This is a genomic window from Cupriavidus basilensis (genome assembly GCF_008801925.2).
Lineage (GTDB): Bacteria > Pseudomonadota > Gammaproteobacteria > Burkholderiales > Burkholderiaceae > Cupriavidus > Cupriavidus basilensis.
In genome coordinates this window covers 760341-782310 of the sequence record NZ_CP062803.1, presented here as the reverse complement: position 1 = coordinate 782310, position 21970 = coordinate 760341, and the positions used below count along the sequence as shown (strand labels likewise).

General features: G+C 68.0%; 17 protein-coding genes. 9 read left to right on the top strand and 8 right to left on the bottom strand.

The window, feature by feature from the left end:
* Nucleotides 1-60: 60 nt before the first annotated feature.
* From F7R26_RS03520 to F7R26_RS03510, 3 genes are all read right to left on the bottom strand, one after another.
* Nucleotides 61-1074: an ABC transporter permease subunit gene (locus tag F7R26_RS03520; protein WP_241754410.1), complete on the bottom strand. Its 1014-nt coding sequence runs from the start codon at nt 1072-1074 to the stop codon at nt 61-63.
* Between the two features lie 90 nt (nt 1075-1164).
* The gene (locus F7R26_RS03515; protein ID WP_241754409.1) at nt 1165-2841 is read right to left on the bottom strand and encodes a sugar ABC transporter ATP-binding protein; all 1677 of its coding nucleotides are present in this window, start codon (nt 2839-2841) and stop codon (nt 1165-1167) included.
* Nucleotides 2828-4087 carry an ROK family transcriptional regulator gene (locus F7R26_RS03510; protein ID WP_150993444.1) on the bottom strand — a complete coding sequence of 420 codons (1260 nt, stop codon included), beginning with the start codon at nt 4085-4087 and terminating at the stop codon, nt 2828-2830. Before F7R26_RS03510 ends, F7R26_RS03515 begins: the two co-directional genes overlap by 14 nt.
* A gap of 248 nt (nt 4088-4335) precedes the next feature.
* On the opposite strand from F7R26_RS03510, the gene F7R26_RS03505 reads away from it, so the two are divergent.
* The 4 genes from F7R26_RS03505 to plsY all read left to right on the top strand — a co-directional run bounded on the left by F7R26_RS03505 (nt 4336) and on the right by plsY (nt 7329).
* Nucleotides 4336-4815 (top strand): methylated-DNA--[protein]-cysteine S-methyltransferase, encoded by a 480-nt coding sequence (locus F7R26_RS03505; RefSeq protein WP_150993442.1) that lies wholly within the window; start codon nt 4336-4338, stop codon nt 4813-4815.
* A 92-nt stretch (nt 4816-4907) separates the two neighbouring features.
* Nucleotides 4908-5837 (top strand): site-specific tyrosine recombinase XerD, encoded by a 930-nt coding sequence (gene xerD, locus F7R26_RS03500; RefSeq protein ID WP_150993446.1) that lies wholly within the window; start codon nt 4908-4910, stop codon nt 5835-5837.
* A 35-nt stretch (nt 5838-5872) separates the two neighbouring features.
* Nucleotides 5873-6364 (top strand): aminoacyl-tRNA deacylase, encoded by a 492-nt coding sequence (locus F7R26_RS03495; protein WP_150993440.1) that lies wholly within the window; start codon nt 5873-5875, stop codon nt 6362-6364.
* A gap of 347 nt (nt 6365-6711) precedes the next feature.
* Nucleotides 6712-7329: a glycerol-3-phosphate 1-O-acyltransferase PlsY gene (gene plsY / locus F7R26_RS03490; protein WP_150993439.1), complete on the top strand. Its 618-nt coding sequence runs from the start codon at nt 6712-6714 to the stop codon at nt 7327-7329.
* A gap of 66 nt (nt 7330-7395) precedes the next feature.
* Here the strand turns inward: plsY and F7R26_RS03485 are convergent, their stop codons facing one another.
* Complete coding sequence (locus tag F7R26_RS03485; RefSeq protein WP_150993438.1) at nt 7396-7689, bottom strand: GYD domain-containing protein; 294 nt, start codon at nt 7687-7689, stop codon at nt 7396-7398.
* On the opposite strand from F7R26_RS03485, the gene F7R26_RS03480 reads away from it, so the two are divergent.
* Nucleotides 7688-7858: a hypothetical protein gene (locus F7R26_RS03480; protein ID WP_170302034.1), complete on the top strand. Its 171-nt coding sequence runs from the start codon at nt 7688-7690 to the stop codon at nt 7856-7858. The two genes, F7R26_RS03485 and F7R26_RS03480, sit on opposite strands and share 2 nt — an antisense overlap.
* Before the next feature lie 42 nt (nt 7859-7900).
* On the opposite strand, the gene F7R26_RS03475 is transcribed toward F7R26_RS03480, so the two are convergent.
* Nucleotides 7901-9178 (bottom strand): ATP-binding protein, encoded by a 1278-nt coding sequence (locus tag F7R26_RS03475; protein WP_150993436.1) that lies wholly within the window; start codon nt 9176-9178, stop codon nt 7901-7903.
* Nucleotides 9175-9906 (bottom strand): response regulator, encoded by a 732-nt coding sequence (locus F7R26_RS03470; protein WP_150993434.1) that lies wholly within the window; start codon nt 9904-9906, stop codon nt 9175-9177. Before F7R26_RS03470 ends, F7R26_RS03475 begins: the two co-directional genes overlap by 4 nt.
* A gap of 330 nt (nt 9907-10236) precedes the next feature.
* Between F7R26_RS03470 and F7R26_RS03465 the strand changes: the two genes are divergently transcribed.
* From F7R26_RS03465 to F7R26_RS03450, 4 genes are read left to right on the top strand one after another with little or no spacing between them, the layout of a single operon-like run.
* Nucleotides 10237-11694: an MdtA/MuxA family multidrug efflux RND transporter periplasmic adaptor subunit gene (locus tag F7R26_RS03465; protein ID WP_193692125.1), complete on the top strand. Its 1458-nt coding sequence runs from the start codon at nt 10237-10239 to the stop codon at nt 11692-11694.
* A 9-nt stretch (nt 11695-11703) separates the two neighbouring features.
* Entirely contained in the window at nt 11704-14877 is a 3174-nt protein-coding gene (locus tag F7R26_RS03460; RefSeq protein WP_150992724.1) for an MdtB/MuxB family multidrug efflux RND transporter permease subunit, read from the top strand.
* Nucleotides 14877-18173: an efflux RND transporter permease subunit gene (locus F7R26_RS03455; RefSeq protein ID WP_150992728.1), complete on the top strand. Its 3297-nt coding sequence runs from the start codon at nt 14877-14879 to the stop codon at nt 18171-18173. Before F7R26_RS03460 ends, F7R26_RS03455 begins: the two co-directional genes overlap by 1 nt.
* Nucleotides 18174-18182: 9 nt before the next feature.
* A complete protein-coding gene (locus tag F7R26_RS03450) occupies nt 18183-19673 on the top strand; it encodes an efflux transporter outer membrane subunit (protein ID WP_416351302.1) in 1491 nt (496 codons plus the stop codon).
* A gap of 50 nt (nt 19674-19723) precedes the next feature.
* Here F7R26_RS03450 and F7R26_RS03445 read toward each other — a convergent pair whose 3' ends face one another.
* Entirely contained in the window at nt 19724-21151 is a 1428-nt protein-coding gene (locus F7R26_RS03445; RefSeq protein ID WP_150992719.1) for a sensor histidine kinase, read from the bottom strand.
* A complete protein-coding gene (locus F7R26_RS03440; protein WP_150992717.1) occupies nt 21144-21845 on the bottom strand; it encodes a response regulator in 702 nt (233 codons plus the stop codon). The genes F7R26_RS03445 and F7R26_RS03440 overlap by 8 nt, the downstream gene beginning before the upstream one ends.
* Between the last annotated feature and the right edge of the window lie 125 nt (nt 21846-21970).

Sequence of the window (21970 nt, the reverse complement as noted above, 5' to 3'; positions counted from 1 at the left end):
CGCCAGGTATTGCTTGGACATATCGTGTCTCCAGTAGCCGGTGGTCAGGTCACGCACGCCTCACGTGCGCGCCGAGCCCTTGCGGCGATAGCTGTCGAGCGCCACCGCGCCGATGATCACCAGCCCCTTGATGATGTACTGCCAGATATCGGACACGCCCAGCAGCACCAGTCCGTTGGACAGCACCGCGATGATCAGCGCCCCGACCAGCGTGCCGACGATGGAGCCAGTGCCGCCCACGAAGCTGGTGCCGCCCAGGATGACCGCGGCGATGGCGTCAAGCTCGTACGACTGGCCAAGCTGCAGCCCGTTGGCCGCGTACAGGCGCGCGGAAGACATCACGCCGCCCAGTCCCGCCAGCAGCCCGGACACCGCGTACACGAACAGCAGCACGACCCACACCTTGATGCCGGACAGGCGCGCCGCCTCGGCATTGCCGCCCACCGCGTAGATCTGCAAGCCCAGCACGGTACGGCGCAGCACGAACCACGACACCGCCACCACGGCAAAGGCGATGATCACCAGCCAGGGCACGCCCAGCACTTCGCCATTGCCGATAAAGGCAAAGCCGATATCCGGGTTGTAGATCGTGCTGTCGTTGCCGACCAGCCGCGCCAGCCCGCGCACCGCCGTCAGCGTGCCCAGTGTGACGATGAACGGCGGCAGTTTCATGAAAGCAACCAACGCGCCGTTGACGATGCCGAACAGCAGGCCGCACAAGAGCGCGGCGGGCACGCTCAGCATGCCGAGCTGCGGCATCAGCGACACCAGCATCGCCACCACCGCCGAGATCGACAGGATGGAGCCCACCGACAAATCGATACCGCCGGTCAGGATCACGAAAGTCATGCCCGCGGCCAGCACCATGTTGATGGAGGCCTGCTGCGCGATGATCGACAGGTTCTGCCAGCCGGCGAAGTTCTCGGTCAGCACCGAGAAGCCGACGCACAGCAGCACCAGCACGGGCAGCATGCCAAGCGCGCGCAGGCGCTCCTGGGTGGTGAGGCGGCCAAGGGTGGCCGCGGGCAATGAAGCGCCAGTGGATGCGGCGGGACGCGTAATGGATTCATGCATGGTTGTCTCCTGCGCCGGCGGCCGCGCAGCGTTGCGGTCCGGCGTCGATCGTTTTGTCTCTTGCGGGCGGCGCACAGGCTGCGCCCTGCCTCAGTGCAGCGTGATGCCGGTTGCGTTGGCGGTGGCAGCGCGCGGCACGTCAGCCCACGCGGGCGCCGGCTGCGCGGCCGCGCCGGTGGCCAGCGCGATGATGCGTTCCTGGGTCTCGGCCGCGCTGCCGGCGGGGCGCACCTCGCCGGCCAGCACGCCCTCGCGCATGACCAGCACGCGGTCGCACAGGCCCACCACTTCGGGCAGCTCGCTGGAGATCATCAGGATCGCCACGCCGCTCTGGGCCAGCGCGTTGATCAGCCGGTAGATCTCCGACTTGGCGCCAATGTCCACGCCACGCGTGGGCTCATCCAGGATCAGCACGCGCGGCTGGATTTCCAGCAGCCGCGACAGCATCACCTTCTGCTGGTTGCCGCCGGACAGCGCGCCCACGTTGACCTGCGCATGCGCCACGCGGATGCCCAGCGAGTCGATGGCCTCGGCCGTGCGGCGGCGCGCGGCGCTCCGGTTCAGGCGGCCCAGGCCCAATGCGTCGCGCGCGGCCACGATCAGGTTGATGTTCTCGTGCACGCTCTGGTCCAGGAACAAGCCCTGCAGCTTGCGGTCCTCGGTCAGGTAGGCAATGCCGGCATCGATGGCCTGGCGCGGGCCGCCGGCCGGCAGCGTGACCAGCCCGCCGGCGCCGGCGGGGTTGGCCGGGTCGGCAATGCGGACCTCGCCGCGCGTGCGCACGTCGGCGCCAAACACCAGCCGCGCCAGCTCCGTGCGGCCCGCGCCGACCAGGCCCGCCAGCCCCAGTACCTCGCCGGCGCGCAGGTCGAAGCTGCAGCCCTTGACGCGCCGGCCATCGGCCACGTCGCGCACGGACAGCATCACCTCACGCTCGGCCGCCTGGCCGTGCGTCTTGGTGTAGAAGCCTGACAGGTCACGCCCCACCATCATCTTGACCAGCGCCGCCTGCGACAGGTGCGCGCGGTCCAGCGTGCCGACGAAGCAGCCGTCGCGCAACACGGTCACGCGATCGGCCAGCTCATCGATCTCGGCCATGCGGTGGCTGATATAGAGAATCCCCATGCCTTCGCCGCGCAACTGGCGGATCAGCGCGAAGAGACGATCCGTCTCGTGCGTGGACAGCGGCGTGGTGGGCTCGTCCATCACCAGGATGCGCGCCGCGAAGTGCACGGCCCGCGCGATTTCCACCAGCTGGCGCTGCGCGATCGACAGGCTCGCCACGTTCGCCGCGGGCGAGAAATCCGCGCCGAGCCTGGCCAGCGTGGGCGCGCAGGCGCGCACCATGTCGCCGCGCGCCACCAGCCCGCGCCGCTGCAGAGCGCGGCCCAGGTAGATGTTCTCGGCCACGCTCAGGTTGGGCGCCAGGCTCAGCTCCTGGTAGATCACCGCCACGCCAAGGTCGCGCGCGGATTGCGGCCCATCGATCTGCACCCGTTGCCCGTCGATATGGCATTCGCCGCCGGGGTCCGCCGTGTAGGCGCCGGACAGGATCTTCATCAGCGTCGACTTGCCGGCGCCGTTCTCGCCCATCAAGGCGTGGACCTCGCCGGCGTAGGCCGTGAGCTCGACGTTGCGCAGCGCGCGCACGCCGGGGAAGGTCTTGCAGATATTGCGCAGCGCCAGCAGCGGCGCCTTGGTGGACGTATCGGACGAAGCAGCCGAAGTTGCCGAAACAGCCGAAGCGGACAGATCAGACGATGGCATGGTTGGCCTCCGGAATCATGGCGGATGCGCCTTTGAGCATGTCGGCCCGCGGCGAGAAATTCATGAACATCGGCAGCGACGCGGCACCGACCGCGCCGGCGTTGGCGCCAAAGCAGCCACGCACCACGCGTGGCGCTCGCCGTGCCTCGGGCGCGCCGTCGTCCAGCTCGCCTTGCAGGCGCTCGATCAGCGCCTGCACCAGGCCACCGTCGATATCGGCGTCAAGGATGATCAGCGGCACGTCGAGCACCGCGAGCGCGGATTGCATGGCGGGCGCCAGCGCATCGATGCAGTCGTCCAGCCACTGCGCCACCGCCGGATGCTGGCCGCGCACCTGCGCTTCCAGGTCGGCATGGCCGTCGATGGCCACGCCGTGGTAGCGCAGGTGGCGCGTCAGCGCGTTGAGCGAGGCGCGCGCCAGCAGGATGTCGCGCCGCTTGCCGGTGCGCGGCGCGGAGGCCAGGGTGCTGGGCTGCACCGGCATCATGCCGATATCGCCGGCATTGCCCGACACGCCGCGCACGCAGTCTCCGTTGAGCACCACGCCGCCGCCGATGGCCGGGCCGACGAAGACATAGAGGAAGCTCTGCGCGTGATGGCTGCCGTAGAACAGCTCAGCCACGGCGGCGGCGGTGCCGTCGTTCTCGCCAAACACCGGCAGGCCGGTGGCATCCGACAGCGCCGCGGCAAAGTCCACGGCATCCCAGGCGCGGAAGGTGGCCTGCGATGCCTCGTCCTGCAGGTCCAGCTCGCGCAGCCAGGCGCCCAGGTTGTAAGGTTGGGCCACGCCGATGCCAAGCAGGCGCTTGCGCTCGGCCGGCGTGAGCAGCGCACGCAGTTCGGCCACGTCGTCGCGCACCAGCGCCAGCGCTTGCTCCGGGTGGGGCAGGACCATCTGGTGGGCACGGCTGGCGAGGATCTCGCCACCGAAGTCCACCATCACGCACTCGATGCTGCCGCGGTCCAGCCGGACCCCGATGCCGAACGCGCCCTTGGGCTGCAGGCGGATCAGGCTGGCCGGCTGGCCGCGCTGCCCATCCTGGCGGCGGCCGGCCACATGGATCAGGCCATCCTCGGTGAGCGTCTGCACGATGCTGCCCACCGCCGTGTTGGTGAGCTGCGCGATGCGAGCGAGATCCGCCTTGGACGCCTCCCCGGCATGACGCAGCGCCAGCAGCAGGGCACGCTCGTTGTACAGCCGCAAACTGGCGGAATTCACGCCGCGGCCGGCCTTGACACTGTTCATGTCGTCTCCGAATGCTGTTATGAGTGCCGTTTGCATCACGCTGCGCACCGGGTGGCGGCGGCGGTGCGTCTGGCTACGGCATTAATTAATTCAGATTGAATTAAATAATAAGCCAGACCAGAACTCAAGGAAGGGGAAACCCCAGTCAAGTGGTTGCATGGCCCTCTGCGGTGCGCCCCACACGCCACCGCGCATCCCGGCGCCGCCGCCATGCTCTAAAATCCAGGCTCGCGCTTCCCACCCCTGCCATGGACTCCATCTTCGACGCCATCCTCCCAGCCCCTTTCGGCAAGATCGGCGTGCGCACCGACGGCGAATTCATCCGCGAGATCGTCTACCTGCCCCCGAGCATGCGGCTCGTCGCGCCGGCCAACGCGGTCACGCAACGCCTGGCGCGGCAGCTGGAGGCCTACTACGCCGATCCGGATGCACGCTTCGATATTGCGCTGGCGCCGGTCGGCAGCGCGTTCCAGCGCCGGGTCTGGCAAGCGATCTCGAACGTGCCGCGCGGCAAGGTCACCACCTATGGCGCGGTGGCGCGGCAGATCGCCAGCGCGCCGCGCGCGGTCGGGCAGGCGTGCGGCGCGAATGTCTTCCCGCTGGTGATTCCCTGCCATCGCGTGGTTGGCGCCAGCGGCATCGGCGGCTTTGCCAACCATGACGGCGACGGCTTCTTCCTTGACATCAAACGCTGGCTGCTGCGCCATGAAGGGGTGATGCTGGCATGAACGACATTGCGCAGACTGACGACGGTGACAACGGCGGCGACAGCGGCCATATCGACGACCTCGAAGACGGCCTCGAAGACGGCAGCGCCGCCATGGACACCATCGACACCGAGGACAGCCCCGCCCTGCTCGCCGACCTGGCCCTGGTCGACCGCTTCTGCGACGCGCTGTGGCTCGAAGACGGCCTTGCGCAGAACACCATCGACGCGTACCGGCGCGACCTGGCGCTGCTGTCGCGCTGGCTGCATGCCTCGGGCACCTGCGCGCTGCTGGCGGTGGACGACACCGCCCTCAACGGCTACTTCGCCTCGCGCCACCTGGAAACCCGCGCCTCGTCCGCCAACCGGCGGCTGACGGTATTCAAGCGCTTTTTCCAGTGGGCGCTGCGCGAGCACATGATCACGGCCGACCCCTGCCTGCTGCTGCGCCCGGCCAAGCAGCCGCCGCGCTTTCCCAAGACGCTGACCGAAGCCCAGGTCGAGGCGCTGCTGGAGACACCCGACACCGCCACGCCGCTTGGCCTGCGCGACCGCACCATGCTGGAACTGATGTATGCCAGCGGCCTGCGTGTGTCCGAGCTGACGCAGATGAAGACCATCGAGATCAGCCTGAACGAAGGCGTGGCGCGCGTGGTCGGCGGCAAGGGCAACAAGGAGCGCCTGGTGCCGTTTGGCACCGAAGCCGGCGACTGGCTGCGCCGCTACCTGGCCGAAGGCCGGCCCGCGCTGTTGGGCGAGCGTGCCTGCGAAGCGCTGTTCGTCACCCAACGCGGCGACGGCATGACGCGCCAGGCCTTCTGGCACCTGATCAAGCGCCACGCGCGCGAAGCCGAGATCTACGCGCCGCTGTCACCGCACACCTTGCGGCATGCCTTTGCCACCCACCTGCTCAACCACGGCGCGGACCTGCGCGTGGTGCAGTTGCTGCTGGGGCACGCCGATATCTCCACCACGCAGATCTACACGCACGTGGCGCGCGAGCGCCTACGCGAGCTGCACCAGCACCACCATCCGCGCGGCTAGGTTGCCCGCGCGGTCATCGCGATCCGTCATCCATCATGAGCAAGTCCAAACACGTTTCGGAAACCCCGGCCACCCAGTTCCTCAAGCGGCATGGCGTTGCCTTCGGCGAGCATGCCTATGACTACGTCGAGCATGGCGGCACGGGGGAGTCCGCCCGCCAGCTCGGCGTGGACGAGCATGCGGTGATCAAGACCCTGGTCATGGAAGACGAGCGTGCGCAGCCGCTGATCGTGCTGATGCATGGCGACTGTTCGGTGTCTACCAAGAACCTGGCGCGGCAAACCGGGCACAAGAGCGTGCAGCCCTGCAAGCCCGAGGTGGCGCAGCGGCATAGCGGGTATCTGGTGGGCGGGACGTCACCGTTCGGGACGCGCAAGCAGATGCCGGTTTTTGTTGAGGCAGGTGTGTTGGCGCTGGAGCGGATCTATATCAATGGGGGCCGCAGGGGGTATCTGGTTAGTATTGATCCGCAGGTTTTGAAGACGTTGGTGGGGGCGGAGGTGGTGGAGTGTGGGTTGAGGGATTGAGGGATTGAGGGGTTGGGATGATGGGGTGGTCGCTGTTTCTTTGAGCGGCGATGGCGTTTGCACCCAAGTGCCGTACGACATCTCCCTTGCGGGGTTGGTCGCTGTTTATTTCAGCGGCGTTGGTTTTTGCACCCAAGGGCCATACGGCAGCCCCCGCAGGGGGATGTCGTATGGCTTTTGGGTCCAAAAACCAACACCGCACAAAGAAACAGCGACCAAGCAAGCAAGGGCGATGTCGTACGGCACTTGGGTCCAAACGCCAACGCCGCCGACAAAAGCCCCCCCTCAACGCCCCTCATCTCCCTTCCACGCTACAATCCCGCCAGCCTAAAACCCCCAATTCCCACATGGCCAATCTGATCTTCGCACTAGCCGCCTACCTGATCGGCTCCATTTCCTTTGCTGTCGTGGTCAGCAAGGCCATGCACCTGCCCGATCCGCACACTTATGGCTCCGGCAACCCCGGCGCCACCAACGTGCTGCGCAGCGGCAACAAGAAGGCCGCCATCCTGACGCTGATCGGCGATGCCTTGAAGGGCTGGCTGGCGGTCTGGCTGGCGCTGCGCTTCGGCCCGGCGTACGGGGTCGACGACACGGGCATCGCGCTGGTGGCGGTGGCGGTGTTCCTGGGCCACCTGTTCCCGGTGTTCTTCCGCTTTGCGGGCGGCAAGGGCGTGGCCACCGCGGCCGGCATCCTGTTTGCCATTGACCCGCTGCTGGGCGCGGGCACGATGGCGACCTGGCTGATCGTGGCCTTCTTCTTCCGCTACTCGTCGCTGGCGGCGCTGGTGTCGGCGGTCTTTGCGCCTTTCTTCTACGTGCTGATGTCGGGTGTGGACGTGATCGCCGGCGCGGTATTCGCGATCAGCGTGCTGCTGGTGGTGCGGCACCGCGCCAACATCGAAAAGCTGTTGGCCGGCAAGGAAAGCCGCATCGGCGAGAAGAAAAAGGCGCCCGGCGCCTGAACGCCGAATCAGACAGCAAAAAGCCCGCACGATGATGCGGGCTTTTTCATGCCGGCTGGCAAGTGGCTACGGCAGCTTGCTGAGGATGCCGTTCATCTCGTCAGCGGAGAAGGCACGCAGCGTCTGGCTGCGGACGTTGCCCGCCATGCCCAGGGCCAGGCCGAATGCGGTCATGGTGGCCTCGTCAGGCGCGCTAAAGGTCGCTACCAGGTCATATTGCCCGAGCGTCCAGAAGATATCTTTCATTTCAATGCCGCTTGCCTTTGCCATTTCGCGAACAGCCGCGGCGCGCTTGGTTGTGTCCTTGACGGTACGGATTCCCTGGTCGGTGAAGTTTAGAAGCGTGACGAACGTTGCCATGATGCGTCTCCTGATCCACTGGATTGGCGCTACGCGTTGCCAAAGCGCACAGAGCAACTACTCGCAGCAAGCTGCGTACCACGCGAGCCAGCATATGGCCCGCGTGGCCATGGCGTCAGCCGGCAGCCCCCGCGCAGGGGAAAACCGCATCAATGTGTTCCAGATCTGATACGAGCCGGGACGCCGCTGTGCGGCGGCCTGCGGCCGGCGCTCAGGCCGCTTGTGCCAGCGCCGCGAACGGAAACACCATTTCCACCCGCAAGCCGCCCTCGTCCCGGTTTGCCAGCACCAGGCGGCCGCCCGCCTGGCGCACCAGCCGGTCGACGATGGCCAGGCCCAGGCCCGAGTGCGCATTGCCGCCGCGCGCCGGGTCCAGCCGCACGAACGGCAGGGTGACCTTTTCCATGGCATCGGGCGGAATGCCCTCGCCGTGGTCCTCCACCACCATGTGCCAGCCATCGGCCTGGCGCGAGGTGCTGAGCAGCACCGGCGCCGCGCCATAGGCATAGGCGTTGTCGACCAGGTTGCCGACAATACGGTCGAGCTGGGTGGCGATCATGCGGAAGCCCTCGCCTGCCATCAGCGAGACCTCCACCGACTTGTCCTGCTCGGCCAGCGAGGCGGCCAGCTCGCCGATGCGGCGATCGACCGGCACCGGCCGCGCCACGGGTTCGCCGCTCTGGGCAAAGGTCAGGAACTGCTCGACGATGGCGGACATGGATTCGACATCGCGCGTGACGCCGGCCGCGGCCTTGGGGTCGGCCAGCATCTCGGCGCGCAACCGCAGACGCGCCAGCGGCGTCTTGAGATCGTGGGCGATGCCGGCAAGCATCGTATTGCGCTCCTGGTCGATGCGGGTCAGGTCAGCCATCATGCGGTTGAAGCGCACGATCAACTGGCGCAGCTCGTGCGGGCCGCGCTCACGCAGCGGCTTGACGGTGTGCTGGCGCGACAGCTGCTCGGCCGCGGCGGCCATGTCGCGCACCGGGCGCTGGATCTGCCAGGCAATCAACAGGGCCACGGCCATGGCTACGCCGACCACCAGGATCACGCCAGGCAGCAGGCGGTTGTCGGGCGGCGGGTTGACCACCCACAGCGCCGGCATCGCGATCCAGTCCTGCCGGTGCGGCAGCTTGACCCAGATGCGCGTGGTCTGGTCCTCCTCGAGCCGTACCTGCGTCCCGGGCGGCATGCGCTGGGAAAACTGCTCGACCAGCCGGCGCGCCCGGCCCTTGGCCGCCACCGTGTGCTCGGCCGCGCTGGCCTCGCTGGCCACCTCCACCAGGCTTGGCAGCTTGACGGGCGGCTGGGCTGCAAGCGCGCGCTGGATGCTCTCGAACTGGAACATCATCTGCTCGACGGAGTAATCCACCTGCTGCTGGCGGCGATCCATGCGCAGGATGGCGAGCCAGGAGAAATGGCTCAGCACCAGCACCGCTGCGATCAGCAGCGCGATGCGTCCGAACAGCGTATCGATGCGCAGCTTCATTGGGCAATGTCTTCAGCTTCGTCAGGCACGAAGGTATAACCGCGCCCCCTTACCGTCTGGATGTAGCGGGGCCGCTGGGCGTCTTCGTCCAGCAGGCGGCGCAGGCGCCAGATCTGGACGTCGATTCCGCGGTCGCTGATGCCGCTCGCGGTGCCGTACATCAGCTCCACGATGCGCTCGCGCGACAGCACCTCAAGCGGGTGCATCAACAGCAGCTTGAGCAACGCGAACTCGGTATCGCTGATCGCCACCGGGTCGCCGCCGCGCACCAGCGAGCGCTGGCGGAAGTTGACGCGGAATGGCCCGAACGCCATGCCCTCGCGGTCTTCCGGCGCGGCCGCGGGGCGGGCCAGCTTGCGGCGCAGCACGGCATTGATCCGCGCCAGCAGCTCGCGCGGCGAGAATGGCTTGCCGAGATAGTCGTCCGCGCCGATCTCCAGCCCGACGATGCGGTCGATCTCGTCGCTGCGCGCGGTGAGCAGGATCACGGGAATGTCGTCGTTCTTGGCGCGCAGGTTGCGCAATGCGGTCAGCCCATCCACCTTGGGCATCATCAGGTCGAGCACGACCAGCGCGGGGCGCTCGCGCTCCAGGCGTGCCTGCAAGCCTTCGCCATCGTGCAGCACGGACACGGCAAAGCCCTGCTGGGTGAGGTATTCGCGCAGCAGGTCGCGGAGTTCGGGATCGTCGTCGACGACGAGGATCTGGGTAGGCTGATTGGCTCGCATAGGCAGATGATAGCTAGGCTGGACGCGGCAATCCGGGCGAATTGTTTCAGGGCATTACACCCGGCCTGCTGGTAATGATTTGTAAGATTGGTCGCCCGCGCTGAAACATGGGCGCCGCCAAGGCGCATTATGCTTCGCTTATGTTGCCGTTGCCGGCGGTCGCCGGTCAGGACGGCCCCGCCCGACGCCGCCCGGCCAGCGCGCAATTGCGCATGACGCCGCGTGCTGCCAGCGGCACGTGCCGACGGCATTGCGGCATACTTCTGCCTCTCAAACCCCGAAAATCGTTCGAACGCGTCTTTGTCGACGCGTCGCTCCCAGGATCCGGTCATGGCCAACCCCGAAGAACATCAACCGGCTAAGCTGCCACTGCCGCCCAAAGCTGCCTCGCGCCGCCGCAAACTGATCGCCGCCGCGCTGATCCTGCTGCTGGCCGGCGGCGGCTGGTATTGGTACAAGCATCGTACGCCCGCCGCCGGCGCCGCGGGTGCGCCCGGCGGCGCTAACGGCAGCCGTGGCGGCCCCGGTGGACCCGGCGGCCCTGGGGGTCCGGGCGGCCAGCGCTCGCCGGTGGTGGTCAGCACCGTGGCCAAGCGTAATATGGACGTCATCCTCAACGGCCTGGGCAATGTCACGCCCGTGGCCAATGTGACCGTGCGGGCCCAGGTGTCGGGCCCTCTGCTCAAGGTCCTGTTCAAGGAGGGCCAGATGGTCAAGGCCGGCGACGTGCTTGCCGAGATCGACCCTCGCCCGTTCCAGGCCACGCTGGACCAGGCCGTGGGCACGCTGGCGCGCGACCGCGCCTTGCTGGAAAACGCCCGCCTGGACCAGAAGCGCTACCGCACCCTGCTCAGCCAGGACTCCATCTCCAGCCAGCAGGTAGACACCCAGGACGCCCTGGTGCGCCAGTATGAAGGCTTGGTCAAGACCGACCAGGCCAACGTGGACAGCGCCCGCCTGCAACTGGGCTACACCCGCATCGTCGCGCCGGTCTCTGGCCGCATCGGCCTGCGCCAGGTCGACCCGGGCAATATCATCAGCACCAGCGACACCAACGGCATCGCCCTGATCACCCAGATCCAGCCGATCGCGGTGCTCTACACCATTCCTGAAGACAACCTGCCGTCGGTGCTCAAGCGCCTGCACGCGGGTGAGACCATTCCCGTCCAGGCCTGGGACCGCCAGGCCCGCAACCGCCTGGCCGATGGCACGCTGCTGACCACCGACAACCAGATCGACACCACCACCGGCACGGTCAAGCTCAAGGCAATCTTCCAGAACCAGGACGGCCTGCTGTTCCCGAACCAGTTCGTCAACATGCGCACCAAGGTGGACACGATCGAGGACGCCACCGTGGTACCGGTGGCGGCGATCCAGCGCGGCCAGCAAGGCACCTTTGTCTACGTGGTGGACGACAGCAGCAAGGTCAAGGTCCAGGTGGTCGCGCTCGGCACGAGCGACGGCGATCGCACCGTGGTGACCAAGGGCCTGCAGCCCGGCCAGCGCGTGGTGGTCGACGGTGCCGACCGGCTCAAGGAAGGCATGACGGTGGAAACCGTGGACCCGGCGGCGCGCGCCGCCGCGCTGGTGCCGGCCAGCGCGCCACGCGGGCGCGGACGGCGCCGCGATGGTGGCGCCAGCGGCGCGGCCGGCGCTTCCGGCGTGCCGGGCGCCTCGGGTGCGCACGGTGAAGGGCGGCGTCACCGCGACGGTGCGAGCGCCGCGGCAACGGATGGCGGCGGCAGCGCTGGCGCCCCGGCGGGCGCGGCGCCCCAGCGGCCGCAGTAAGGACCCAGCATGAATCCCTCACGCCTGTTCATCGAGCGGCCGGTCGCCACCGCGCTGCTGATGGTCGCCATCCTGCTGTCGGGCCTGGTGGCCTTCAAGCTGCTGCCGCTGTCGGCACTGCCGGAGGTCGACTACCCGACCATCCAGGTCACCACGCTGTATCCGGGCGCCAGCCCGGATGTGATGACTTCGTCCATCACGGCACCGCTGGAGCGCCAGTTCGGCCAGATGCCGGGCCTCAAGCAGATGTCGTCGTCGTCCTCGGGCGGCGCCTCGGTGATCACGCTGCAGTTCGAGCTCACGCTGTCGCTGGACGTGGCCGAGCAAGAGGTGCAGGCCGCCATCAACGCCGGCGGCAACCTGCTGCCGGCGGACCTGCCGATGCCGCCGGTGTACAGCAAGGTCAACCCGGCCGACGCGCCGATCATGACGCTGGCCATGACGTCCGACACCATGCCGCTGCCCAAGCTGCAGGACATGGTGGACACCCGCGTGGCGCAAAAGATCTCGCAGCTGCAGGGCGTGGGGCTGGTGAGCATCAGCGGCGGGCAGCGCCCGGCGGTGCGCGTCCAGGCCAACCCGACCGCGCTGGCCGCGCTCGGCATGTCGATCGATGACCTGCGCACGGCGATCGGCAGCGCCAACGTCAACGGCGCCAAGGGCAGCTTCGACGGCCCCGCGCGCGCCTCCACCATCGACGCCAACGACCAGCTCAAGTCCGCCGACGAGTACCGCCAGATCATCGTCGGCTACCAGAACGGCGCGCCGATCCGCATCACCGATGTGGCCAACATCGTCGACGGGCCCGAGAACAGCCGCCTGGCGGCCTGGGCCAACGACAAGCCGGCCATCGTGCTGAGCATCCAGCGCCAGCCCGGCGCCAATGTGATCGAGGTGGTGGACCGCATCAAGGCCCTGCTGCCGCAATTGCAGAACGCGCTGCCGGCCTCGGTCAAGGTGCAGTTGCTGACCGACCGCACCACCACCATCCGCGCCTCGGTGCGCGACGTGGAGTTCGAGCTGCTGCTGGCGGTCGCGCTGGTGGTGATGGTGATCTTCGTCTTCCTGCGCAACGTGCCCGCCACCATCATCCCGGGCGTGGCGGTGCCGCTGTCGCTGGTCGGCACCTTCGGCGTGATGTACCTGGCGGGCTTCTCGATCAACAACCTGACGCTGATGGCGCTGACCATTGCCACCGGCTTCGTGGTGGACGATGCGATCGTGATGATCGAGAACATCATGCGCTACATCGAGAAGGGCGACTCGCCCATGGAGGCGGCGCTCAAGGGCTCCAAGCAGATTGGCTTCACCATCATCTCGCTGACGTTCTCGCTGGTGGCCGTGCTGATCCCCCTGCTGTTCATGGGCGATGTGGTCGGGCGCCTGTTCCGCGAGTTCGCCATCACGCTGGCGGTGTCGATCCTGATCTCGGCGGTGGTCTCGCTGACGCTCACGCCGATGATGTGCGCGCGCCTGCTGCACCATGTGCCCGAAGAAAAGCTCTCGCGCTTTCACCGCGCCACCGGCCGCTTCTTTGACAAGGTGATCGACCGCTACGGCCGCGCGCTGGAATGGGTGCTGGATCGCCAGAAGCTCACCTTGCTGGTCGCCGTCGGCACCATGGTGCTGACCGTGCTGCTGTACATGCTGGTGCCCAAGGGTTTCTTCCCGGTGCAGGACACCGGCGTGATCCAGGGCATTACCGAAGCGTCCCAGACCACCTCGTTCCCCGCCATGGCACTCAAACAGCAGGCCGTGGCCAAAGTGGTGCTGGAAGACCCGGCGGTGGAGAGCCTGTCCTCCTTCATCGGGGTCGACGGCACCAATACCACGCTCAACGCCGGGCGCCTCTTGATCAACCTGAAGCCCAAGGACCAGCGCAGCGACTCCATCGAGGACGTGACGCGCCGCCTGCAGGCCGCGGTCGACAAGCTCGGCGGGGTTTCGCTCTACACCCAGCCGGTGCAGGACCTGACCATCGAGGACCGCGTGGCACGCACGCAGTACCAGTTCACCGTGCAGGACCCGGACCCCGCCACGCTGGCCACCTGGGTGCCGAGACTGGTCGAGCGCCTGAAGCTGGAGCCGGAACTGCGCGACGTGGCCAGCGACCAGCAGAACAACGGCCTGCGCGCCTATGTGGATATCGACCGCGACGCCGCGGCGCGCTTTGGCATCACCACCGCGGTGATCGACAGCGCGTTGTACAGCGCCTTCGGCCAGCGCCTGGTGTCGACCATCTTCACGCAGGCGAGCCAGTACCGCGTGGTACTGGAGGCCATGCCGCAGTTCCGCACCGACCCGCAGTCGCTCGCGGAGCTGCGCCTGCCCTCTTCCTCCGGCGGGCAGGTGCCGCTGGGCGCGTTCGCGCGCATCAGCGAGCGCACCGGGCCGCTGGTGATCAACCACCAGGGCCAGTTCCCTTCGGCCACCATCTCGTTCAACCTGGCACCGGGCGAATCGCTCGGCGCCGCGGTCGACAAGATCGCCAAGGTGGAGCAGGAAATCGGCCTGCCGATCTCGATGCAGACCGACTTCCAGGGCGCCGCGCTGGCCTTCCGCGCTTCGCTGTCCAACACGCTGTGGCTGATCCTGGCCGCGGTGATCACGATGTACATCGTGCTGGGCGTGCTCTATGAGAGCACCATCCATCCCGTGACCATCCTCTCCACCCTGCCCTCGGCCGGCGTGGGCGCGCTGCTGGCGCTGCTGGTCTCGGGCCAGGACCTGGGCATCATCGCGATCATCGGCATCATCCTGCTGATCGGTATCGTCAAGAAGAACGCCATCATGATGATCGACTTCGCGCTCGAGGCCGAGCGCGAGGGCGGCATGGCGCCGCGCGAGGCGATCTTCCAGGCCTGCCTGCTGCGCTTGCGCCCCATCCTGATGACCACCATGGCGGCCCTGCTGGCGGCGCTGCCGCTGATGCTGGGCACCGGCATCGGCTCGGAGCTGCGCCGCCCGCTGGGCATCACCATGGTGGGCGGCCTGCTGGTCAGCCAGGTGCTGACGCTGTTCACCACGCCGGTGATCTACCTGGCGTTCGACAGCGTGGCAACGCGCCTGAAAGCCTGGCGCCAGCGCCGGTTTGGCGACGACACGGGTGGTGGCGCAGGTGGTGGCGAAGGTGGCAGCGCAGGTGGCAATGAAGCCGGGCAAGCTCCGGAGCCGAGGCCGTGATGAACCTGTCGGCCACATTCATCCATCGCCCGGTTGCCACCGCGCTGCTGACCATCGGCATCCTGCTGGCGGGGCTGGCGGCGCTGCGGCTGCTGCCGGTGTCGCCGCTGCCGCAGGTGGATTTCCCCACCATCTCGGTGTCCGCCTCGCTGCCTGGCGCCAGCCCCGAAACCATGGCCGCTACCGTGGCCACGCCGCTGGAGCGCGCCCTGGGCGCCATTGCCGGCGTCACCGAGATCACCTCCAGCAGCTCGCTGGGCTCGACCCGCATCACGATGCAGTTCGAGCTCTCGCGCGACATCGACGGCGCCGCGCGCGACGTGCAGGCCGCCATCAATGCCTCGCGCGCCACGCTGCCCACCAGCCTGCCGAGCAACCCGACGTACCGCAAGGTCAACCCGGCCGATGCGCCGATCATGATCATCGCGCTGACCTCGCCCACCATGACGCGCGGCCAGCTCTACGATGCGGCCTCGACCATCCTGGCGCAGAAGATGTCGCAGATCGAGGGCGTGGGCCAGGTCACCATCGGCGGCTCGTCGCTGCCGGCGGTGCGGGTGGAACTCAACCCCACGGCGCTCAACAAGTACGGTGTCTCGCTGGAGGACGTGCGCAACACCATCAGCGCCACCAACGCCAACCGTCCGCTCGGCTCGCTCGAGAACACCACCACCAACTGGCAGGTCTACGCCAACGACCAGGCCATGAAGGCGGCGGACTACATGCCGCTGATCATCCGCTACGCCACGCCGGGCACCTACTCGTCGGCCTCGGCCGGTGCGCTGATCGCCAGCACGGCCAATGCCACCGCGGGCGGCGGCGTGAGCACCAAGACCGTCAACGGCGTCACCACCACCACGCTGACCACCAGCAGCGGCACCACCACCATTACCACCGGTGCCACCGGCGGCAACAGCAACAGCGGCGGCCCGAACTCCTTCGCGGTGCCGATCCGGCTGTCGGATGTGGCGCGGGTGACGGACTCGGTGCAGGACATCCGCAACGCCGGCTCCGCCAACGGCCAGCCCTCGGTGCTGCTGGTGCTCAACCGCTCGCCCGGCGCCAACATCATCGAGACGGTGGACCGCGTCACCGAGATGCTGCCGTCGCTGCAGCAGATGATCCCGTCGGCCATCAAGATGGAAGTGATGATGGACCGCACCCCCACCATCCGCGGCTCGCTGCGCGAGGTGGAGCACACCCTGATGATCTCGGTGGCGCTGGTGATCATGGTGGTGTTCCTGTTCCTGCGCAACGTGCGCGCCACGCTGATCCCCAGCGTGGCGGTGCCGGTGTCGCTGATCGGCACCTTCTCGGTGATGTACCTGGCCGGCTTCTCGCTCAACAACCTGTCGCTGATGGCGCTCACGGTCGCCACCGGCTTTGTGGTGGATGACGCCATCGTGGTGCTGGAGAACATCTCGCGGCACATCGAGGAAGGCATGAAGCCGCTCGAAGCCGCGCTCAAGGGCTCGCGCGAAGTCGGCTTCACGGTGCTGTCGATGAGCTTGTCGCTGATCGCGGTGTTCATCCCGCTGCTGATGATGGGCGGCATCGTCGGGCGGCTGTTCCAGGAGTTCGCCATCACCTTGTCGGTGGCGATCCTGGTCTCGCTGGTGGTCTCGCTCACGGCCACGCCGATGATGTGCGCGCGCCTGCTAAAGCCGGTGCGCCCCGAGCGCCAGGGCCGCCTCTACCGCGCCAGCGAGCGGGTGTTCACCTGGATGCACAATGGGTACTCGCGCACGCTGGCGGTGGCGCTTCGCCACAGCGCGCTGGTGTGGCTGGTGCTGCTGGCCACCATCGGCCTCAATGTCTGGCTCTACACGATCGTGCCCAAGGGTTTCTTCCCGCAGCAGGATACGGGGCGCCTGATCGGCTTTATCCGCGCCGACCAGGCCACCTCGTTCCAGGCCATGCGCACCAAGCTGGATAACTTCATCAAGATCGTGCAATCCGACCCGGCGGTGGTCAATGTCACCGGCTTCACCGGCGGCTCGCAACGCAATACCGGCCAGATGTTCGTCACGCTCAAGCCGCTGTCCGAGCGCGAGTCCGCCGATGCCATCGTGGCGCGCCTGCGCGTCAAGCTTGCCAAGGAGCCTGGCGCGAGCCTGTTCCTGACCTCGGTGCAGGACATCCGCATTGGCGGGCGCCAGAGCAGCTCGGCCTACCAGTTCACGCTGCAGTCGGACGATCTCGACGTGTTGCGCGAGTGGGAGCCCAAGGTGCGCGCGGCCATCTCCAACCTCAAGGGGCTGGAAGACGTCGACACCGACACCAACGACAAGGGCTTGCAGACCTCGGTGATCATCGACCGCGACACCGCGTCCAAGCTCGGCGTCACCGCGCAGCAGATCGATGCGATCCTCAACGATGCCTTCGGCCAGCGCCTGGTGTCCACCATCTACAATCCGCTCAACCAGTACCGGGTGGTGATGGAGCTCAGCCCCGAGTATCTGCAGGGCCCGCATGCGCTCCAGGATATCTACGTGGTCACGGGCGGCGGCAAGCGGGTGCCGCTGTCGGCCTTCGCGCACTTCGCGCCCACCAGCACCCCGCTGGGCGTCAATCACCAGGGCCAGTTCGCGGCCTCCACCATATCCTTCAACCTGGCCGAGGGCGTCTCGCTGTCGCAGGCGACCGACATGGTCAAGGACGCGATGGCGCGCATTGGCGTGCCGGAGACGCTGCAGGCCAACTTCCAGGGCAGCGCCAAGGCCTTCCAGGATTCGCTCAAGAGCCAGCCGCTGCTGATCCTGGCCGCGCTGATCACCATCTATATCGTGCTCGGCATGCTGTACGAGAGCTATGTGCATCCGCTCACCATCCTGTCCACGCTGCCGTCGGCCGGCGTGGGCGCGCTGCTGGCGCTGCTGGCCTCTGGCACGGACTTCAGCATCATCGCGCTGATTGGCGTGATCCTGCTGATCGGCATCGTCAAGAAGAACGCCATCATGATGATCGACTTCGCCATCGACGCCGAGCGGCGCGAGGGCCTGTCGCCGCGTGACGCCATCTACCGCGCCTGCCTGCTGCGTTTCCGCCCGATCCTGATGACCACCATGGCCGCCCTGCTGGGCGCGATACCCCTGGCGATCGGCCACGGCGACGGCGCCGAGCTGCGCGCGCCGCTGGGCATCTCCATCGTCGGCGGGCTGGTGGTCAGCCAGTTGCTGACGCTGTACACGACGCCCGTGGTGTACCTGACGCTGGACCGCTGGCGCCTGAAGGTGAAAGCCTGGCGCCAGCGCCGCTCCGCCGTGCCTGCAGGCACGGTCAGCCTCGAACCCTGAATGCGATCCATGAACGCTTTTCTTCGCCTCCCCGCCCTTTCCGTCCCCGCGACCGTGCTGACGGCAGCCTGCGCCCTGCTGCTGGGCGGCTGCGCCGTGGGTCCCGACTACAAGCGGCCGGACGCGCCCAGCACCCCGGCCTTCAAGGAAGCACCCGCCGACACCTCGCAGTGGGGCACGTGGAAACCGGCCGAGCCACAGGATGCCAGCGCGCGCAGCAACTGGTGGGCGGTGTTCAGCGATCCGGCACTCGACACGCTGATGTCGCAGGTGCAGGTATCCAACCAGAACATCAAGGCGGCCGAGGCGCAGTACCGGCAAGCGCTGGCCGCGCTGCAATCGGCGCGCGCCGGCTACTTCCCCACGCTGGGCGCATCGGCCGGGCTGAGCCGCGCGAGCGGCAGCAGCGGCCTGATCGGCAACAGCCAGAACGCCACGCTGTCGGCCAGCTGGGAAATCGATGTGTGGGGCCGCGTGCGCAGGCAGGTGGAAAGCAGCGAGGCCAGCGCACAGGCCAGCCAGTCCGACCTGGCCTCGACCTTGCTGTCGACCCAGTCCACGCTGGCGCAGAGCTATTTCCTGCTGCGCATCGCCGACCAGCAGAAGGCCTTGCTTGACCGCACCGTAGTCGATTACGAGAAGTCACTGCAACTGGTACGCAACCAGTACGCAGCCGGCACCGCCCAGCGCTCCGACGTGCTGCAATCCGAGACCCAGCTCAAGTCCGCGCAGGCGCAGCAGATCGATATCCAGATCACGCGCGCGCAGCTCGAGCACGCCATCGCCATCCTGACTGGCAAGCCACCGGCCGACCTCTCCATCACGCCGCAGGACTATGCCGCCGCCGTGCCGCGCGTGCCGGTCGCGGTGCCGTCGGCGCTGCTGGAACGCCGGCCCGATATCGGCGCGGCCGAGCGCCGCATGGCCGCGGCCAACGCGCAGATTGGCGTAGCCCAGGCCGCTTATTACCCGACGCTGTCGCTGTCGGCCACCGGCGGGCTTTCCGCCGCCACGCTGGCGCGCTGGCTGTCGCTGCCGGACCGCGTGTGGTCGATCGGCCCGGCGCTGGCCGGCACGCTGTTTGACGGCGGCCTGCGCAGCGCGGCCAAGGCACAGGCGGTGGCGGCCTATGACCAGACCGTGGCCAACTACCGCCAGACGGTGCTCGCCGCGTTCCAGGAGGTCGAGGACAACCTGGCCGGCGCGCGCCTGCTGGAGCAGGAAAGCGTGGTGCAGAACGACGCGCTGCGTTCGGCGCGCGATGCGCTGGCCCTGGTCAACAACCGTTACCGCGCCGGCACCGCCAGCCTGCTGGACGTACTGACCGCGCAGACCACCGCCTACACGGCGGAGCGCACCTACCTGACCATCGTAGGCCGCCAGTACACGACCAGCGCGGTGTTGATCAAGGCACTGGGCGGCGGTTGGCATATCGAGACGGAGAGCGCGTCGAATACGGCGCCGGCTGGCGCAGCGCCCGGCGGCTCGGCAACGCAATAGCAAAAAGCAGATCGCAGATGGCGAATGGCGGTGGAAGCCTTCGCGCCGCCCTATGCCGGCGCGAAACGCACCCGCACCAGCAGGCCCCTGCCCTGCGCGCCATCCAGCAGCGCCAGCGACGCGCCATGCGCCAGGGCGATGTCGCGCACGATGGTCAGGCCAAGCCCCGAGCCGGCGGGAGCCGCCTCACCGGGCGCCTTCAAACCCGCCGCCTTGCCGCGGTAGAACGGCTCCAGCACCGCCGCGCGTTCCGCGGCGGGAATGCCGGGGCCGTCGTCCTCCACTTCCAGTACCACCGCCTCGCCCGCGCGCAAGACACGCGCCGTGACCATGCCGCCTGATGGCGTATAGCGCAGCGCGTTGTCGACCAGGTTGGTCACCAGCTCGTGCAGCAGATCGGTGCCACGCACTGGCTGCGCGCCCTCGCCTTCGAAGCCCAGGTCGATGCGGCGCGCACGCGCGGCGGGCGTGAGCTCAAGGCAGACCTCCCTCACCAACGCCGCGAGGTCCAGCGCGCGCGGCGCCGCGGCCCCGCCGTGCGCGGCGCGCGCCATCGACAGCAGGCGGTCGGCCAGCGCGGCCATGCGCGCGGTGCTGTCGGCCAGGCCCTGCGCGATGCGCCGCTGCTCGTCGGGATCGTGCTCGCGCGCGGCCAGCTGGGCCTGCGTGTGCAGCACGGCCAGCGGCGTGCGCAGCTGGTGTGCCGCGTCGGCGATAAAGCGGCGCTGCGCGGCAAGCACCTGTTCCAGCCGCGCCATGTAGCCGTTCATGGCCTCCACCAGCGGCGCGGTCTCGCGCGGGGCGCTGTCGAGCGGCAGCGGCGTGGTGGCGCCGGGCTGGCGTTGCGCCACGGCTTCGCGCAGCGCATCGAGCGGTGCCAGCGCGCGCCGCGTGAACAGCCAGATCACCAGCACCGCGGCCAGCACCAGCATCAGCTGGCCCCACAGCACATCGAACAGGATGTTGCGCGTCAGCGCCTGGCGTGAGTCCAGCGTCTCGCCCACCTCGATCAAGGCCATGCCGCCGCGCGTGCCGCTGGCGTCCATCACCGGCTGGCGCAGCGCGGCGATGCGGATCGGCTGGCCACGGTAGGTGCGGTCGTAGAAGCTCACCAGTGCCGGATATAGCTTGGTGCGCGGCTGGCTGGCGTCGAATGGCGGCAGGTCGTCGTAGCCCGAGACGAACTCGCCATGCACGCCGCTGACGCGGTAGAACATGGTGGCGTTCATGCCCACCTCGAAGGTATCGAGCGAGATATACGGCACGTCCACGCGCACGCCTTCGGGGGTCAGCGTGATGCGCTCGGAGATATTGCGCGCCGATGCCAGCAAGGTGCGGTCATAGGCCTGGTCGGCGGACTCAAGCGCATTGGAGTAAGCCACCACGCCATACGCGGCTTGCAGCGCCAGCATGGGCGGGATCAGCCACCACAGCAGGCGTGCGCGCAGGCTGGCGGCGCGCTTGCGCGGCTCAGCCAACGCTGGGCTCCAGCACGTAGCCCAGCCCGCGCAAGGTCACGATGGCAGCACCCGAGCCTTCGAGCTTGCGGCGCAGGCGATGCACGTAGACCTCGATCACATCCGGCTGGGTGTCGTCGGCCAGGGTGAAGATGCTGGCGTAGATGCGGTCCTTGCTGACGGTCTTGCCGGGCGGCGTCATCAGGATCTCCAGCACGGCATGCTCGCGCGGCGTCAGCGCCAGCGGCACGCCGCCCACCTGGAAATGGCGCGACACCGTATCGAAGCCCAGGCCGCCGCACACCACCAGCGGCGCCTCGGTCTGGCGCGCGCGGCGCAGCAGCGCCTTCACCCGCGCCTCGAACTCGGCCAGGTCGAAGGGCTTGGCCATATAGTCGTCGGCGCCCAGGTCCAGGCCCTTGACCCGCTCGCCCACTTCGCCGCGCGCGGTCAGGATCATCACCGGCACGCGGCAGCCACGAGCGCGCAGGCGCGCGAGCAGGTCCAGGCCGTCGCGGTCGGGCAGGGTCAGGTCCAGCAGCACCAGCGCGTAGTCACTGCCGGCCCCGCCCGCGCTGCCGGCGTGCGTGCTGAACAGCAGGGATTGCGCACTGGCCGCGTCGGCCGCGCGCTCCACGGTGAAATGCAGCGCGCGCAGCGCCTGCATCACCCAGGTGGCCAGTTCATCGTGGTCCTCGACCAGCAGTACTCTCATGGAAGGGTGTTCTCCTGCTTCTTGGCGGCGTTTTGTTATGCCTGATTTTCGCATCGCCAGCCAGCGGATTTGTTTGGAATTTCCCGGTAAGCTGTCTGCCGTCCAATTGCCCCCGGGGGAGAATC

Bases quoted from the DNA above. Each gene is read 5' to 3' on its own strand.
- F7R26_RS03515 (WP_241754409.1), bottom strand. From the start codon at position 2,841: ATGCCATCGTCTGATCTGTCCGCTTCGGCTGTTTCGGCAACTTCGGCT.
- F7R26_RS03455 (WP_150992728.1), top strand. From the start codon at position 14,877: ATGAACCTGTCGGCCACATTCATCCATCGCCCGGTTGCCACCGCGCTG.
- F7R26_RS03520 (WP_241754410.1), bottom strand. From the start codon at position 1,074: ATGCATGAATCCATTACGCGTCCCGCCGCATCCACTGGCGCTTCATTG.
- F7R26_RS03505 (WP_150993442.1), top strand. From the start codon at position 4,336: ATGGACTCCATCTTCGACGCCATCCTCCCAGCCCCTTTCGGCAAGATC.
- F7R26_RS03465 (WP_193692125.1), top strand. From the start codon at position 10,237: ATGGCCAACCCCGAAGAACATCAACCGGCTAAGCTGCCACTGCCGCCC.
- F7R26_RS03510 (WP_150993444.1), bottom strand. From the start codon at position 4,087: ATGAACAGTGTCAAGGCCGGCCGCGGCGTGAATTCCGCCAGTTTGCGG.
- F7R26_RS03470 (WP_150993434.1), bottom strand. From the start codon at position 9,906: ATGCGAGCCAATCAGCCTACCCAGATCCTCGTCGTCGACGACGATCCC.
- F7R26_RS03485 (WP_150993438.1), bottom strand. From the start codon at position 7,689: ATGGCAACGTTCGTCACGCTTCTAAACTTCACCGACCAGGGAATCCGT.
- F7R26_RS03440 (WP_150992717.1), bottom strand. From the start codon at position 21,845: ATGAGAGTACTGCTGGTCGAGGACCACGATGAACTGGCCACCTGGGTG.
- F7R26_RS03480 (WP_170302034.1), top strand. From the start codon at position 7,688: ATGATGCGTCTCCTGATCCACTGGATTGGCGCTACGCGTTGCCAAAGC.
- F7R26_RS03475 (WP_150993436.1), bottom strand. From the start codon at position 9,178: ATGAAGCTGCGCATCGATACGCTGTTCGGACGCATCGCGCTGCTGATC.
- F7R26_RS03450 (WP_416351302.1), top strand. From the start codon at position 18,183: ATGAACGCTTTTCTTCGCCTCCCCGCCCTTTCCGTCCCCGCGACCGTG.
- xerD (WP_150993446.1), top strand. From the start codon at position 4,908: ATGGACACCATCGACACCGAGGACAGCCCCGCCCTGCTCGCCGACCTG.
- F7R26_RS03460 (WP_150992724.1), top strand. From the start codon at position 11,704: ATGAATCCCTCACGCCTGTTCATCGAGCGGCCGGTCGCCACCGCGCTG.
- plsY (WP_150993439.1), top strand. From the start codon at position 6,712: ATGGCCAATCTGATCTTCGCACTAGCCGCCTACCTGATCGGCTCCATT.
- F7R26_RS03495 (WP_150993440.1), top strand. From the start codon at position 5,873: ATGAGCAAGTCCAAACACGTTTCGGAAACCCCGGCCACCCAGTTCCTC.